Origin of the sequence: Methylobacterium adhaesivum (assembly GCF_022179065.1) — a bacterium.
GTDB lineage: Bacteria > Pseudomonadota > Alphaproteobacteria > Rhizobiales > Beijerinckiaceae > Methylobacterium > Methylobacterium adhaesivum.
This window is the reverse complement of record NZ_BPQD01000003.1, coordinates 444,645-459,756: the sequence shown is the minus strand read 5'-3', so window position 1 is coordinate 459,756 and position 15,112 is coordinate 444,645. Positions and strand designations below refer to the sequence as shown.

Below are 15,112 nucleotides of genomic sequence, written 5' to 3'. Positions count from 1 at the left end.
CCCAGCACTATCACGCCCGTGCCGGGCGCGGGCAACACTGTTAAGATCTCGTTAACAGCTCCTTGACGCAGCGACGCCAAGCGTCGTCCGGCCAAGCCCTCGACGAAGCCCTCGGCGCGTGTGACGGATTTGCCCGGCGCGCTGACCTTTCCCGAGGCGGGACAACGCATCTGAACTTTTGTGAAGAAGCCTTAACTCGCCATTAACCATGTCGGCGGCAAATCTTACCCATCGCCCGGCACTTCCCGACCGGCGCGGGGGCATCAGCCAAGTCATGTCCGTCACCGACCTTCCGATTCTCGGTCTTCTTCGCACCCGGATGCAATGGCATCAGACGCGTCAGAAGCTGCTGTCCGAGAACGTCGCCAACGCCGATCTGCCGGGCTTCAAGCCCCGCGATCTTGCCAACCCGGAGCTCGGCCGCGCGAAGAGCCGCGGCGCGGGTTTCGGCACCGTCGCCCTGGCCCAGCCCGAGGGCGCGTCCGGCGCCGGCCTCGCCGTCACGAGCCCGGCCCATATCACCATCGCTCAGGCGGGGGAGGGGCCTGGAGCCGACGCCCGTCGGATCAAGGGATTCGAGGTTCGCCCCAGCGGCAATGGCGTGAACCTCGAGGAAGAGATGATGAAATCCGGCGACAACCAAGCCGACTACCAGCTCGCGACCTCGCTCTACCAGAAGAGTCTCGAAACTCTAAAGATCGCCATCGGCAAGCGCTGAACCGCCTAGTCTCGAACGACTGAGAGCAAAATGGACTTTCTGAAATCCCTCACCACAGCGGCATCGGGCCTCAAGGCTCAGTCGAGCCGCATGCGGGTCATCGCCGAGAATATCGCCAACGCCGATTCGGCGCCGACCAAGGCCGGCGGCGAACCCTATCGCCGCAAGATCCCGACCTTCACCGCACAGATCGACCGCGAAACCGGTGCCAGCCTCGTCGAGACCGGCAAGGTCCGCCGCGACACAACGCCGTTCCGCACCAAGCACGACCCCGGCAATCCCGCCGCCAACGCCCAGGGCGACGTGAGCCTCCCCAACGTCAATGGGCTCATCGAGAACATGGACATGCGCGAGGCCCAGCGCGCCTACGAAGCCAACCTGAACATGGTCACCGCCACGCGCCGGATGGTGTCCAGAACCCTCGACATTCTCAAGGCGTAGATTTCCCTCGGGCCGGAACCCCGCCCCAACCTCTTTCTGACAAAAGGTCTTTCGCCATGGCTACCAACGCCTTTGCAGCCGGCACCTATGCCGCGATCCAGAACATCGGAACCAAGGGTGGCCTGGCCGAGACCCCCCCTCTGGGTACCCCGCAACAGGGCGGCACCTTCGGTTCGCTCCTCTCCAGCACCCTCGACTCCGTCAGCGAGGCCGGGCGCCGCACCGACAGCCAGGCCATGGCCGTGGTCGGCGGCAAGGCCAACGTCGTCGACGTGGTCACGGCCGTGGCCGAGAGCGAGACCGCCCTGCAGACCCTCGTCGCCGTCCGTGACCGCGTGATCTCCGCCTACGAGGAGATCATGCGCATGCAGATTTAACATTCCCTTTCGGCCACCGAACCCGTGGCCGGACGATGCCGACGGGGGACGAGACGGGGCCTGCTCGCATCACGGGCCGCCCCCGCCCTCGCGCCCCCGCGACGGATCCGCCATCCCTCGGCCAAGCTTGAGCCGGACGGATGCCGGTTCCCCTAAGCCCCGACTATCGTGAAGAGTGATCCCATGACCGGCCTCGCCATCATCGACGTCGCCCGCGACGGGATCTTCGTGTTCCTTAAGGTCGCGGGCCCCGTGATGCTCGTCGCCCTCGTGGTAGGTCTCGCGATCTCGCTACTTCAGGCGCTGACCCAGATCCAGGAACAGACCCTCATCTACGTGCCCAAGATCGTGGCCGTGTTCGCCACCCTGCTGTTCATGCTGCCGTTCATGGGCGATGCCCTCGGCAGCTACATGACCCGTATCGCCGCCCGCATCGTCTCCGGCGGGTAACGACCGATCGGCCCGGCGTCACCGACGGGGCGTCGGCACGCTCCCTTCCGCGCGCTCCCCCTCCCCAACCCCCGGGAGCCTGCTATGACGGGCCATGAACCTGCTTCTGCCCAGCATCGCGGCGGCCTTCCTCCTCACCTTCGCGCGGGTCGGCACCCTGGTGATGCTCATGCCGGGGGTCGGCGACCAGCTCGTGTCGCCGCGCCTGCGGCTCGCCTTCGCGGTCCTTCTCACCCTGGTGCTGTTTCCCACCGTGAAACCGCTGCTGCCGATGCAGGGCGGGGCCATCGCCGGACCGGCGCTCATCGGGCTGCTCTTCGGAGAGATTCTCGTCGGCCTCATGCTGGGCTTGAGCGTCCGGATGGTCCTGGCCGCTCTGCAGACGGCCGGCATGGTGATCTCGCAGCAGCTCGGCCTTTCCTACGCGATGACGGTGGATCCGATGCAGGGCGGCCAGCAGGCGGCTCTGGGCAATTTCCTGTCGCTCATGGGCATCACCCTGATCCTGGCGACGGACCTGCACCACGTCTCCATCCTGGCCATCGGTCGCAGCTACGCGCTGCTGCCGCCCGACGGTGTGTTGGGCATGGGAGAGGCCGCGCGCCTCGCGCTCAAGGCCGTCGCGCGGGGCTTCTCCCTCGGGCTGCAGATCGCCGCCCCGTTCATCGCCTTCGGCATCCTGTTCAACGTCGGGCTCGGGGTACTGGCACGCCTGATGCCGCAGATGCAGGTGTTCTTCGTCGCCGTTCCGGCCTCCGTGCTCATCGGCATGATCGTTCTGCTGGGCAGCCTCGGCGTGATGATGGGCGTCTTCCTGGACGACATCGGCCGCTATCTCGCCGATCTGGCCGGGCGATGAGGCGGGTCGTGCCCGCAGCGACCGCGCGCGAAAGGTCCTGAACCATGTCCGAGGGCGCAGAACAGGAAGACAAGACCGAAGACCCGACCGCGCGGCGCATCGAGAAGGCCATCGAGCAGGGCAACGTCCCCAACAGCGTCGAAATCAACACCTTCTTTATCCTGGGGGCCTTCACCCTCGCCATGGCGATGGCGTCCGGGACCATCGCGCGCGACCTCGTGGCGGGACTGCGCGGCTACCTCATGAACGCCTATCAGGTGCCGTCGGACCCGCACGTCTACGGGGCGCTGGGCCTGCGGATGTTCGTGATCTACGCCCAGGCCCTCGCCGTCCCCATCGGTCTCGTGGTGGTGGCCGGCCTGGCGGCCGGCTTCCTCCAGCACCCCCTCGTCTTCTCCACCGAGACCCTGGGCTTCAAATGGGACCGGGTGTCGCCGAAGGCCGGCGCCAAGCGCATCTTCGGCGTCGAGGCCCTGTTCCAGTTCGTGAAGGGGCTGGCCAAGCTCATGATGGTCGGCGTGGTCGGCGGCACAATCCTGTGGAACGAGCGCGACCGCCTCGACGTGTTCGCCCGTCTCGATCCCGCCTCGACCCTCGAGGGGGTCCTGTCCCTGTCCCTCAAACTCATGGCCGGCATGCTGGCGGTGTTCGTCGCCATCGCGCTCGGCGACGCCGTGTATCAGCGCTATCGCTGGCGCCAGAAGCTGCGCATGTCCAAGGAGGAGATGAAGCAGGAGCACAAGGAGAGCGAGGGCAGCCCCGAGGTGAAGGGCCGCATGAAGCAGATCCGGGCCGCCCGGGTGAAGAAGCGCATGATGGCCGCGGTGCCGAAAGCCACCGTGGTGATCACGAACCCGACCCACTACGCCGTGGCCCTGCGCTACGAGCCCGGCATGCAGGCGCCGGTCTGCGTCGCCAAGGGCGTCGACTCCCTGGCCCTGCGCATCCGGGCGCTCGCCAAGGAACACAACGTACCGGTGCTGGAGAACCCGCCGCTCGCCCGCGCCCTCCACGCCACCGTGAGCATCGACGACGAGATCCCGACGGAGCATTACCGCGCCGTGGCCGAGGTGATCGGCTTCGTCCTGCGCCTACGCCGCCGTGCGGCGTGACCCCGTGCCGGCATCGCCGGACGGCGTGACCCCGGCGGCGGGCACGCGACCCGGTGACGCCGGGAGCGGAGGCGTGGCGCCGGCGCCACGGTTTGTGCACCTTTTGGCCTGTATCGTGCCCGCAGCCGTGGCGGGATAACCCTTGCCGCACGCGCGGGCCGGGCGTTTCTCCCGGCGCCGAGGATAGGTGGATCGACCCCGGATGGCTGAGTTCAGCGGACCAAACAAGGCCGCGCCGAACGCGATCGACCGGTCCGAGCGGCCCGGCCGCGTCGGCCTGCTCCTCGTCCTGGCGGGGCTGCTCGTGGGTGCGGCCGTCGGCTTGTCCTTCGTCGCCAACGAGCAGGCCCAGCCCCTCATCCTCGGCCTCCTGGCGCTGCTCGCCATGGCGGGGGTCTTCTGCCTGTTCGCCCTGGCCATCGGGGCGATCCAGCTCGCGGGCCAGACCGGGCGCGACGACATCACCAAGGCCATCGTGGACGCCGCACCGGAAGGCACCATCGTGGTCGAGGAGGGCGGGCGGCTCATCTACGCCAACGAGGCGTACCTGCGCATCGTCGGTGGCGAGACCTTCGCGAACCTGCGCGCCGTGGAGCGGGTGTTCGTCGGCTCCCCGGAGGTGTCGGAGGCGGTCTACCGCCTCGCCCAGGCCGCCCGCGAGGGCCTGAGCCACGGCGAGGAGATCCGCATGGCGCCGCCCCCCGACGGGGCCGGCGACCGGGCCTTCGCCTGGTACCGCATCGCCGTGCGCCCCATCGACCGGCCGCGCCGGGCGGCTGCCCTGTGGAGCGTCTCCGACATCACCCACGAGCGCGAGCGCCAGGAAAACGTCTTCCAGGAACTCCAGCACGCCATCGACTACCTCGACCACGCGCCCGCCGGCTTCCTCTCCATCGATCCGGGCGGGTCCGTCGTCTACATGAACGCGACGCTGGCCGCCTGGCTCGGCTACGACCTCGCCACCGTGGGCTCGGGCGGCCTACGCCTGCCCGAGATCGCGCCGGGGGCCGACGTGCTCACGGCCTCCGGCGGCCTGCCGGGCGAAGTCCGCACCGACCGGTTCGACCTCGACCTGCGGCGGCGCAACGGCCACCCGCTGCCGACCCGCCTCTACCACCGCGTCGCTTTCGGGCAGGACGGCAAGCCCGGCCCCTCGCGCACCATCGTGCTCAACCGCTCAGCCGGCGCCGAGACCGACGAGCCCCAGCGCGCGGCGGAGGTGCGCCTCGCCCGCTTCCTCAACAACAGTCCCATCGCCATCGCCACCGTGGATCGCGGCGGCCACATCGCCCGCGCCAACGCCTCGTTCGCCCGCCTGTTCGGCGGCACCGCCCGCCAGGCGATGCCGGAAGGGCAGGGGAGCCTCGACGCCGAGCCCGTGGTCGGGGACGCCCTGGTCGAGCGCGACCGTCCCGCCCTCGAGGCGGCCCTGGCCAAGGCCTCCGGCGGGCTCGCGGTGATCGAACCCATCGAGGTGATGCTGACGGGACCGGGCAACCGTTCGGCCCGTGTCTGGCTGAGCCCGGCCGGCGTCGAGGGCAACGGCCCGACGGGCGGCGCCGGGGACGAGCCGGGCGACCGCGAGGGCGTCATCCTCTACGCCCTCGACACCACCGCCCAGCGCCAGCTCGAACAGCAGGTGGCCCAGGCCCAGAAGATGGACACGGTCGGCCAGCTCGCCGGCGGCATCGCCCACGACTTCAACAACGTGCTGCAGGCGATCATCGGCTACTCGGACCTGCTGCTGGCGAGCCACCGGCCGACGGACCCGGCGTTCCAGGACATCATGCAGATCAAGCAGAACGCCAACCGGGCGGCCAGCCTGGTGCGTCAGCTGCTGGCCTTCTCCCGCCGCCAGACCCTGCGGCCCGAGGTGATGAGCGTCGGCGAGGCGCTCTCCGACCTCACCCTCCTGCTCAAGCGCCTGCTCGGCGAACGGGTCGACCTCGACCTCAAGCACGGCCGCGAAATCTGGCCGATCAAGGCCGACGTGAACCAGTTCGAGCAGGTGATCGTGAACCTCGCGGTCAACGCCCGCGACGCCATGCCGGAAGGCGGGCGCCTCCTCATCCGCACGGCCAACGTCCTGCACGACTCCGCACCGGCGGAGGCCCGCCTCGGCATGCCGGACGGCGACCACGTCCTCATCGAGGTCATCGACACCGGCCAGGGCATCCCGCCCGACGTCATGGAGAAGATCTTCGAGCCGTTCTTCACCACGAAGGAGATCGGCAAGGGCACCGGCCTCGGCCTCTCGACGGTGTTCGGCATCGTGAAGCAGAGCGGCGGCACCATCGACGTGCGCTCGACGGTGGGGGAGGGCACTACCTTCCGGATCTACTTCCCCCGCCATGTCCCGGCGGCCGAGCCCGAGCCCGTGCTGCCGCCCGCCACCGGCAGCAACACCGGCGAGATCGCCGCCCATCGCCTCAAGGGCACTCCGGAACTGGCCGCCCCGTCCCCGCGAAAACCCGCCCCGGACCATACCGGTCAGGGGGTCATCCTGCTGGTCGAGGACGAGGATCCCGTCCGCGCCGTCAACAGCCGCGCCCTCTCGGCCCGGGGCTACACCGTGCTGGAGGCGGCCTCGGGCCTCGACGCCCTGAAGATCATCGAGGACACGGACCAGCCCATCGACCTCGTGGTCTCCGACGTGGTGATGCCCGAGATGGACGGGCCGACCCTGCTGCGGGAGCTGCGCAAGCACCACCCCGACCTCAAGGTGATCTTCGTTTCGGGCTACGCCGAGGACGCGTTCCGCAAGAACCTCCCCGACGGCGAGGATTTCAACTTCCTGCCGAAACCCTTCAGTCTGAAGCAGCTCGTCGAGACGGTGAAGGAGACCATCGCGCGCTGACGTTTCGACGCCGTTCTCCCCGGCGTTCACGGACGATCCGTGGACGCCGGCCTTGCACAATGAGAACAAAACAGGTACATACAGCGTCATCCGGGGCGCATTGAGCCTTGCTCCCACCCCATGCATAAGGATGCCGACGAATGGCCCAGCCCGCGCTGAAAGTTGTGGAAGCCCCGATGGTGGACAAGGACAAGGCGAAGGCGATCGACGCCGCGCTGTCGCAGATCGAACGGGCCTTCGGAAAGGGCTCGATCATGCGCCTGGGCAAGAATGCCCAGGTGGCGGAGGTGGAGGTGGTCTCCACGGGGTCGCTCGGCCTCGACATTGCGCTCGGCGTCGGCGGCCTGCCGCGCGGCCGCGTCATCGAGGTCTATGGCCCGGAATCGTCGGGCAAGACCACGCTCGCCCTCCACACCATCGCCGAGGCCCAGAAGAAGGGCGGCGTCTGCGCCTTCGTCGACGCCGAGCACGCCCTCGACCCGATCTACGCCCGCAAGCTCGGGGTGCAGCTCGACGATCTCCTCATCTCGCAGCCCGATACCGGCGAGCAGGCGCTCGAGATCACCGACACCCTCGTGCGCTCGGGCGCCATCGACGTCCTGGTGGTCGACTCCGTGGCGGCGCTCACGCCGCGCGCCGAGATCGAGGGCGAGATGGGCGACAGCCAGCCCGGCCTCCAGGCCCGGCTCATGAGCCAAGCCCTGCGCAAGCTCACGGGCTCGATCTCTCGCTCGAAGTGCATGGTGATCTTCATCAACCAGATCCGGATGAAGATCGGCGTCATGTACGGCAGCCCGGAGACCACCACGGGCGGCAACGCCCTGAAGTTCTACGCCTCCGTGCGCCTCGACATCCGCCGCGTCTCGACCCTCAAGGATCGGGACGAGGCCATCGGCAACCAGGTCCGCGTCAAGGTGGTGAAGAACAAGGTCGCGCCGCCGTTCAAGCAGGTCGAGTTCGACATCATGTTCGGCGAGGGCGTGTCGAAGGTCGGCGAGCTCATCGACCTCGGGGTGAAGGCCGGCATCGTCGAGAAGTCGGGCGCCTGGTTCTCGTACAACAGCCAGCGCCTCGGCCAGGGCCGCGAGAACTCGAAGGGGTTCCTGCGCGACAATCCCGACATCGCCGCCAAGATCGAGGCGGCGATCCGCCAGAATTCCGGCATCCTCGCCGACAAGATCCTCGACACGGCCAAGCCGACGGAAGAGGACCTCGACGAGGGCGAGGCCTGAGACCGCCTCCGTCGATCCAGGCGATGGCCGTGCCCCCCGGGCGCCGCCATCGCCGAGGACGCGACGAGGCATTGGGATGAGACCGGACCGCCCGCGCGGCGTCCGAAACATTGAAAGAGCCGCCGGGCATCGCGCCCGGCGGCTCTTTTCGTTGGTTCTCGCCAGGCGAAGACGATGCGCTCCGATCCTCGCGCATCGACGGCCGGGCGATGACGGCGGGAACGCGACCGCGCGGATCGCTGGCGATACGGTCCTCACCCCGATGAACCGATCCATCCCGGAACACGGTCCCTTGACGATGCGATCGTCGACGTGGTTCCTGGCGGTCGAACGTCCCGCAATACCTTGCGCCCGCGAACTAGTCTTATGATTTATTTATCTTAAGACTGCCCCGACAGTTGCGCAATTGATCCATTGGTCCGTGCCAGATGAGTGAACACCACAAGGATGCCTCCGTGGCGGTCGCGCAGGTTCTGCTCGACGGCCTCGCGCCGGCGGAACGGGCGCAGGTCCAGGCGGAAGCCGAGGCGAAGGGTGTCGACGCCGTGGAAATCGTGCGCCGGTCCCTCGACATCCTCATCGCCGAAGCCCCGTCCTCCGCCCGGAGCGGGACCGGCGGCCCATCGCGCGCCTGATGCCCCGTCGTGCGCCTGGGCGCAGCGCGCTCTGGTCCGGCGCCTGCACAGCCCTGCTTCTGCTCGTCTCCGTCGGGGCGCAGGCGCAGGTCGTCGAGGACGGATCCGATGCGCAGATCGGGAAAGCGGATGCCCGCCTGGTGCTCGACCTCGTGGCCGAGCGCTTCAAGGCCCTCGATCCCAAGGTGACGTCCCTGCGCGCAGTGGACGGCGGGTGGATCTGCGGAGCCGTCAACGTGAAGAACCGCGACGGCCTCTATCTCGGCGAGCGTGGCTTCGTCGTCGATCCGGCGACCCGATTCTTCGGTCGTGTCCCGGATGGGCCGGAACTGCTCAACCCCCGCGCCGAGGGCTTCGCGGCCCTGGAACGGATTCGGCAGATCTTCTTCGCCCGTTGCCTGGACTGACGCTGCGCTGAGGCGTTCCCGGATGCGGATTCCCGAAGGGATTGTTCCTTCGGGGCGGGCGGAGCCCGGCGATGTCACCGGTCCCCGCCCTTGATTCCCGAGAGAACTGCCCGTCGCGGCGCGGCGATCCGGTCAGGCAGCGCGCACGGTCGTGAGAAAGCGGCCGACCTCCGTGCGCAGATGCTCGGATTGGCGTGACAGCTCGGAGGCGGCGCCGAGCACCTGGCTCGCCGCGGCACCGGTTTCGCCGGCTGCCTCGGCGACGCCCGCGATGTTGCTCGTTACCGCACCCGTACCCGCTGCCGCCTCGGAGACGTTGCGGACGATCTCCTGGGTCGCCGCCCCTTGCTGCTCCACCGCCGCCGCGATGGAGGTGGCGACACCGTCGATCTCGCGGATGCGGCTGGTGATGTCGGCGATGGCCGACACGGCCTGGCCTGTCGCCGTCTGGATCTGGGCGACCTGGCCCGAGATGTCCTGTGTCGCCTTCGCGGTCTGATTGGCGAGTTCCTTCACTTCGGCCGCGACGACGGCGAAGCCTCGACCGGCCTCGCCGGCCCGCGCCGCCTCGATGGTGGCGTTGAGCGCAAGAAGGTTGGTCTGGCCCGCGATGGTGGCGATGAGGCCGACGACGTCGCCGACGCGGGCGGCCGCCTGGGACAGGGTCTCGACGAGAGCGGCGGTCTGGTCGGCCTGCACCACGGCACCCTGAGCGAGGGTGGCGGAGCCCACGACCTGACGGCCGATCTCGAGGACGGAGGCGCTGAGCTGCTCGGCGGCGGCGGCCACTGTGTTGACGTTCATGGCGGCCTCTTCGGCGGTGGAGGCGACGCTGGCGGATTGCGAGGCGGTCTGGGCCGCCGTCGCCGTCATGGTCTGAGCCGTGGCCTGAAGCTCGGTGGCGGAGGAGCCCACCATCCCGACGATGCCGCCGACCGCGCCCTCGAAGGCGTCGGCCATCTCCCGCATCGCCGCCCTGCGCCGCGTCTCGACGGCGGCCTCGCCCGCCTTCTGCTCCGCCCGGAGCCCCTCGGCCTCGACGAGGCCGTCGCGGAAGGTTGCGAGGGAGGCGGCCATGGAGCCGATCTCGTTGTGGCTGTCGGCATGGGGGATCGGCGTCATGAGATCGCCACCCGAAATGGCCTGCATGGTCCGGGTGATGCGGGTGATGGGCCCGGTCACGCCGCGCAGGACGTAGACGATGCCGCCGAGGCCGAGCAGGATCCCGCCGACGCAGACGGACACCGCGAGCCAGATCGCCCGGCGATACGCCGCTTGCGACGTGGCCTGAGCCTGCGTCGCACCGGCATAGTTCAATTCGACGTCCTTCTCGAGGATATCGATCATCTCACCGAAGACGGAGCGCGACCGCTCGAACGCAGCGAACATCCCGGCGGCATTGCCGGTCATCGCGGCAGCGGAAAATTCGGTTCGGAGCTGGTTGTAGGCGTCGTACCCGCGCATGAACTGTCGGTAGAGCGCCTCTTCCTTGGGCGAACTCACGAGGGGCTGGTAGACCCGCAGGGTGGCGGCGACGCTCTCGCTGCGATCCGCGCCGACCCGCATGAGTTCGGCGATGGGCTCCTTCCCGATTGCGAACCGGGCATCCACGAGGCGCAGGCGTGTGAGAGCGTACTTCACGTCTTCGATGGCGCGCACGCTCGGAAGCCAGTTGTCGCCGATGCTCTGCGTCGCTTCGGCGATGGTCCCGAGCTGTCGAATGGCCAACACGCCCTGCGCGCCAATGCCAGTGACCAGCAATCCGAGAATCACGATGAGAACGGTTTTCAGGGATGCGCGCATGGGACGTCCAGTCTCTAGAAACGCTGCCGGATTCGAACACTCGCCATTGGTTCCCGCAGCGGTCTCAAAGTCAGTGCAATGTGTAAATGAAGTCTCACACGAGACGCCCGACCACCATCTTCGGCACGCACATGAGAAAGATCGGTCGCGCGGTGTCGTTTCGACGCGGGCTCGGCGACAGTCGCAGTGTTTCGGAGCATCGCCATGAAAGGCAACCTCCGACCCTCGGGCAAGACGATGCGAAAACCAGGCTTCGGAGAACCGCCGCCGGTGCGTTGTTCGGAACGACTACACGCGACAGAGCGGCAACCGCATCCCAGACGGATCTCAGGGGCATCGCGCGTGAACTCCGGGCGCCGCCGCGCAAGGAAGGATGATGTCGCCGCGCCGGTGACACGCCGGACGGGCATTCGCGCACGAAAAAGGGCGGGGGAGACCCCCGCCCTGAATCCGATCGGTTCTTTTGCCCCGCCCCCGTCAGGGGAACTTCATCGACTTCGGCAGGGCTGGGGCCTCGGAGAGGAGCGTCACCGTCACCCGGCGGTTGGCGGCCTGGAACGGGTTGTCGGGAAACAGCGGTTCGGTGTCGGCCTTGCCCGTGACGGAGGCGAAGCGATCGTCGGGCACGCCATTCGAGGCGAGGATCTCGCGCACGGAGATGGCGCGGTTGGCCGACAGCTCCCAAGGCGGCGCGGCGGCGCGGGTGCCGGGGCGGTCCGTGGCGGTGAAGCCCGAGATGGCGATGCGATTGGGCATCTTCACCAGGGTCGGCGCGAGACGCTCGAGCAGGCGGCGGGTCTTGTCGTTGGGCCGGCTCGATCCGTCCGGGAACATGGCCGCGCCATCCTGGTCGACGATGGCGATGTCGAGCCCCTTGGCGGTGGGGATGATCATGACGTTCTTCGAGATCTCGGCGATGTCCGGCATGTCCTGCAGGGCCTGACGCAGGCTGGCGGCGGCGAGACCGAACGCGGCCGGATCACCGGAATCCGGCAGGCCGGCATCGGGTGTGACTTCCTTCATCACGGTCTTGGGACGGTCGGTGGCCTTCTCCGGCGGGATGTCGCGCTTGTTCAAGACGGCGTCGGCCGCCGGCAGGCCCTCCTTCTCGATGAGGCCCGCGAGGCGCGAATCCTTGTTGACACCGAAGGCCTCGCGCATGGAGCCGGCGACCGCCTGGAGCTTCTTCTGGTCCTGAGTCGAGTAGGCGGCGATCATCACGAAGAAACTCATGAGCAGCGCCATGAGATCGGCGAAGGTCACGAACCAGCCGTGCCCCCCATGGGCGGCGCGCTTTTTCCTGGCCATGGCGTGGTCCTCTTCTGCGGGCCGATCAGGCCGCTTCGGCCGCGAGTTCGTCGCGGTGGTGCTGCGGCAGGTAGGCGACCAGCATCTCGCGGACGAGGGACGAGCTCTTCGCGTCGCGGATGAGCAGGATGCCGTCGATGATGAGGGAGCGCGACACGTCCTCTTCCTCGAGCTTGAGGTGGAGCTTGTCGGCGATGGGCAGGGTGATCATGTTGGCGATGAGCGCGCCGTAAAGGGTCGCGAGAAGCGCCGTCGCCATGGCGGGGCCGAGCTTCGAGGGATCCGACATGTTGGCGAACATGGTCACCATGCCGAGAATCGTGCCGATCATGCCCCAGGCCGGCGCGCAGTCGCCGAAGGCGCGGTAGATCTTCGAGCCCTCGTCGAGGTGCATGAGGAAGTTGTCGCGATCGCGCTCCATCGTGTCCCGGATGAACTCGCGGTCGTAGCCGTCGGCAATGTAGCGGGCGCCCTGGGCCAGGAACGGATCGGAGATCTCCATGCTCTCCAGGGCCATCGGGCCGGATTTGCGCACCACGTCGGCGATCTTGGTGATCTCCTCGATGAGCTCGCGCGGCTTGATGGCGCGCATCGAGAAAGCATAGCGCATGCCCATGGGCAGGCCGTGCATGATGGTGGTGAAGGGGAAGCGGATCATCGTGGCGGCGGTGGCGCCGCCGAAGATCACGATCACCGCGTGCTTGTCGAAGTACGCGGCGAAATTACCGCCGTCGATCATGATGAGCACGAAGACAGTGCCGAAGCCGCCGAGGAGGCCGATACCAGTTGCGAGGTCCATGATCACCGAGCCTGGGCGGCCGTTCGATGCCGCGAGGACGCCGCGGGACGAGGCGTCGCGGCCAGATTTAAGGAATCAGGTTGAACGAACCGTAAAAGCCCTCGCCGACGCGTGAAGATCGTGTCATTCGCCGTTCAGGGAGCGACCGCCATAACGCCGCCACGTCAAGGCGTTGGCCGCTCCGCACGTCGCGGGGTGAGGCCGAACCGGAGACGTGTCGTGGCGCGACCGACCCCGGGAACGGGGCCGCGTCAGGTTTGGCACTCGGAGCGAACGGTCTCATGTCGTTGATTCGTCTCTATGCTCGGGTCATGGGTCTCCTCGGGGCGGACAAGCGCCTCGCGGCGGTCCTGGCCGCCGCCAACGTCGCTCTCGCCGTCGCCGCCTTCGCCGAGCCCCTGCTCATGGGCCGGATTATCGACCAGCTCACGCATCTCACCGCCCGCGCCGACGCCTTCGCGACGCTGGCGCCCCTCATCGGCGCCTGGGTGGCCTTCGGTCTGTTCACCATCGCGGCGGGCGTTACCATCGCGCTCCACGCCGACCGGCTGGCCCACCGCAACCGCCTGTCGTCCATGGCGAACTACTTCGAGCACGTCCTCGAACTGCCGCTCGCCTTTCATTCCACGAACCATTCCGGCCGCGTCCTCAAGGCGATGCTGGAAGGTTCGAACGGCATGTTCTGGCTGTGGCTCGGCTTCTTCCGCGACCATTTCGTCGCCTTCGTGTCGCTGGCCGTCCTCCTGCCCATGACCCTGTTCGTGAACTGGCAGCTCGGCTCGATCCTGGTCGTCCTCGTCACGGCCTTCACCGTGCTCACCACCCTGGTCATGCGCCGCACCGAGACCCTGCAGGGCCGGGTCGAAGCGTATCAGTCGGGGCTCGCCGCCCACGCCTCGGACGCCCTCGGCAACGTCGCCGTTATCCAGTCCTTCACCCGCGCCAAGGCCGAGAAGGAGGCGATGCACGGCATCATCCGCAACCTGCTGGCCGCCCAGATCCCGGTGCTGTCGTGGTGGGCTCTGGCCAACGTCGCCACCCGCGCCTCCGCGACGCTCACCATGACGGCGATCTTCATCACCGGCATCGCGCTCCACCAGCACGGCCAGGCCAGCGTCGGCGAGGTCGTGGCGTTCATGAGTCTCGCCACCATGCTGGTGTCGCGCCTCGATCAGGTCGCCACCTGCATCAACGGCCTGTTCCAGCAGATGCCGAAGATCGCCGAGTATTTCGAGATCCTCGACACGGCCCCCGCCGTGCACGATCGCCCCGGCGCCACCCAGGTCGCCCGCTTCGACGGCACCGTGTCCTTCGAGGGCGTCGGCTTCTCCTACAATGCCCGCCGCAAGGCCCTGGAGGATGTCTCCTTCACGGCGCGGGCCGGCGAGACCGTCGCCCTGGTGGGCACCACGGGCTCGGGCAAGTCGACGACGCTCGGCCTCCTGCACCGCGCCTTCGATCCCGACCACGGCGCCATCCGCATCGACGGCACCGACATCCGCGACATCGGCCTGTCGTCCCTGCGCCACAACATCGGCGTGGTGTTCCAGGAGCCCATGCTGTTCGCCCGCTCCATCCGCGAGAACCTCCTCGTCGGCCGGCCGGACGCCACCGACGCCGAGATGCTCGACGCCCTGGAGCGCGCTCAGGCCACGGAGTTCATGGCCCGTCAGGCCGACGGCCTCGACACGGTGATCGGCGAGCGCGGCCGTTCGCTCTCCGGCGGCGAGCGCCAGCGCCTCTCCATCGCCCGGGCGCTGTTGAAGAACCCGCCCGTGCTCATCCTCGACGAGGCGACCTCGGCGCTGGACGCCACCACCGAGCGCAAGCTCCAGGGTGCCCTGGAGACCGTGATGGAGGGCCGCACCACCTTCGTGATCGCCCACCGCTTGGCCACGATCCGCAACGCCGACCGCATCCTCGTCTTCCACGAGGGCCGGATCGTCGAGGCGGGCACCTTCGACGACCTCGTGGCGGAGAACGGCCGCTTCGCCGACCTCGCCCGGGCCCAGTTCATGGCCTCCGAGGAGCCGGTGGACCTCGCCCTCGCGGCGTGATCCCCGACCCTCCCCCGTCAAAGGGGGAGGGTTTTTTAAGGGATGGACCCGCTTGCC

14 protein-coding genes are annotated in these 15,112 nt (G+C 68.2%); 11 read left to right on the top strand and 3 right to left on the bottom strand.

Annotated elements, in window-relative coordinates; genetic code table 11:
* Nucleotides 1-274 precede the first annotated feature (274 nt).
* The 10 genes from flgB (at nt 275) to MFF01_RS05885 (ending at nt 9,088) form a co-directional block, all read left to right on the top strand.
* Nucleotides 275-718 carry a flagellar basal body rod protein FlgB gene (gene flgB / locus MFF01_RS05930; protein WP_238222907.1) on the top strand — a complete coding sequence of 148 codons (444 nt, stop codon included), beginning with the start codon at nt 275-277 and terminating at the stop codon, nt 716-718.
* A gap of 30 nt (nt 719-748) precedes the next feature.
* Complete coding sequence (flgC, locus tag MFF01_RS05925; RefSeq protein ID WP_238222906.1) at nt 749-1,159, top strand: flagellar basal body rod protein FlgC; 411 nt, start codon at nt 749-751, stop codon at nt 1,157-1,159.
* Between the two features lie 56 nt (nt 1,160-1,215).
* Nucleotides 1,216-1,536 (top strand): flagellar hook-basal body complex protein FliE, encoded by a 321-nt coding sequence (fliE, locus tag MFF01_RS05920; RefSeq protein ID WP_238222904.1) that lies wholly within the window; start codon nt 1,216-1,218, stop codon nt 1,534-1,536.
* 183 nt (nt 1,537-1,719) lie between these two features.
* Entirely contained in the window at nt 1,720-1,986 is a 267-nt protein-coding gene (fliQ, locus tag MFF01_RS05915) for a flagellar biosynthesis protein FliQ (protein ID WP_238222902.1), read from the top strand.
* Between the two features lie 94 nt (nt 1,987-2,080).
* Nucleotides 2,081-2,845 carry a flagellar biosynthetic protein FliR gene (gene fliR, locus MFF01_RS05910; protein ID WP_238222901.1) on the top strand — a complete coding sequence of 255 codons (765 nt, stop codon included), beginning with the start codon at nt 2,081-2,083 and terminating at the stop codon, nt 2,843-2,845.
* 44 nt (nt 2,846-2,889) lie between these two features.
* Entirely contained in the window at nt 2,890-3,957 is a 1,068-nt protein-coding gene (gene flhB, locus MFF01_RS05905; RefSeq protein ID WP_238222899.1) for a flagellar biosynthesis protein FlhB, read from the top strand.
* 202 nt (nt 3,958-4,159) lie between these two features.
* Nucleotides 4,160-6,814, top strand: a complete 2,655-nt coding sequence (cckA, locus tag MFF01_RS05900) for a cell cycle histidine kinase CckA (RefSeq protein WP_238222895.1) — start codon at nt 4,160-4,162, stop codon at nt 6,812-6,814.
* A gap of 140 nt (nt 6,815-6,954) precedes the next feature.
* Nucleotides 6,955-8,046, top strand: a complete 1,092-nt coding sequence (gene recA / locus MFF01_RS05895) for a recombinase RecA (protein ID WP_238222894.1) — start codon at nt 6,955-6,957, stop codon at nt 8,044-8,046.
* A 428-nt stretch (nt 8,047-8,474) separates the two neighbouring features.
* Nucleotides 8,475-8,681 (top strand): hypothetical protein, encoded by a 207-nt coding sequence (locus tag MFF01_RS05890; protein WP_238222893.1) that lies wholly within the window; start codon nt 8,475-8,477, stop codon nt 8,679-8,681.
* Nucleotides 8,681-9,088, top strand: a complete 408-nt coding sequence (locus MFF01_RS05885) for a hypothetical protein (RefSeq protein ID WP_238222892.1) — start codon at nt 8,681-8,683, stop codon at nt 9,086-9,088. The genes MFF01_RS05890 and MFF01_RS05885 overlap by 1 nt, the downstream gene beginning before the upstream one ends.
* A gap of 132 nt (nt 9,089-9,220) precedes the next feature.
* Here MFF01_RS05885 and MFF01_RS05880 read toward each other — a convergent pair whose 3' ends face one another.
* From MFF01_RS05880 to MFF01_RS05870, 3 genes are all read right to left on the bottom strand, one after another.
* The gene (locus MFF01_RS05880) at nt 9,221-10,891 is read right to left on the bottom strand and encodes a methyl-accepting chemotaxis protein (protein ID WP_238222890.1); all 1,671 of its coding nucleotides are present in this window, start codon (nt 10,889-10,891) and stop codon (nt 9,221-9,223) included.
* Nucleotides 10,892-11,368: 477 nt separating this feature from the next.
* Nucleotides 11,369-12,199, bottom strand: coding sequence for an OmpA/MotB family protein (locus MFF01_RS05875; RefSeq protein ID WP_238222889.1), 831 nt, complete (start codon nt 12,197-12,199; stop codon nt 11,369-11,371).
* A gap of 25 nt (nt 12,200-12,224) precedes the next feature.
* Nucleotides 12,225-12,998 carry a motility protein A gene (locus MFF01_RS05870; RefSeq protein ID WP_238222887.1) on the bottom strand — a complete coding sequence of 258 codons (774 nt, stop codon included), beginning with the start codon at nt 12,996-12,998 and terminating at the stop codon, nt 12,225-12,227.
* 281 nt (nt 12,999-13,279) lie between these two features.
* Here MFF01_RS05870 and MFF01_RS05865 point away from each other — a divergent pair, with 281 nt between their 5' ends.
* A complete protein-coding gene (locus MFF01_RS05865) occupies nt 13,280-15,055 on the top strand; it encodes a glucan ABC transporter ATP-binding protein/ permease (protein WP_238222886.1) in 1,776 nt (591 codons plus the stop codon).
* The last annotated feature ends 57 nt before the right edge of the window (nt 15,056-15,112 follow it).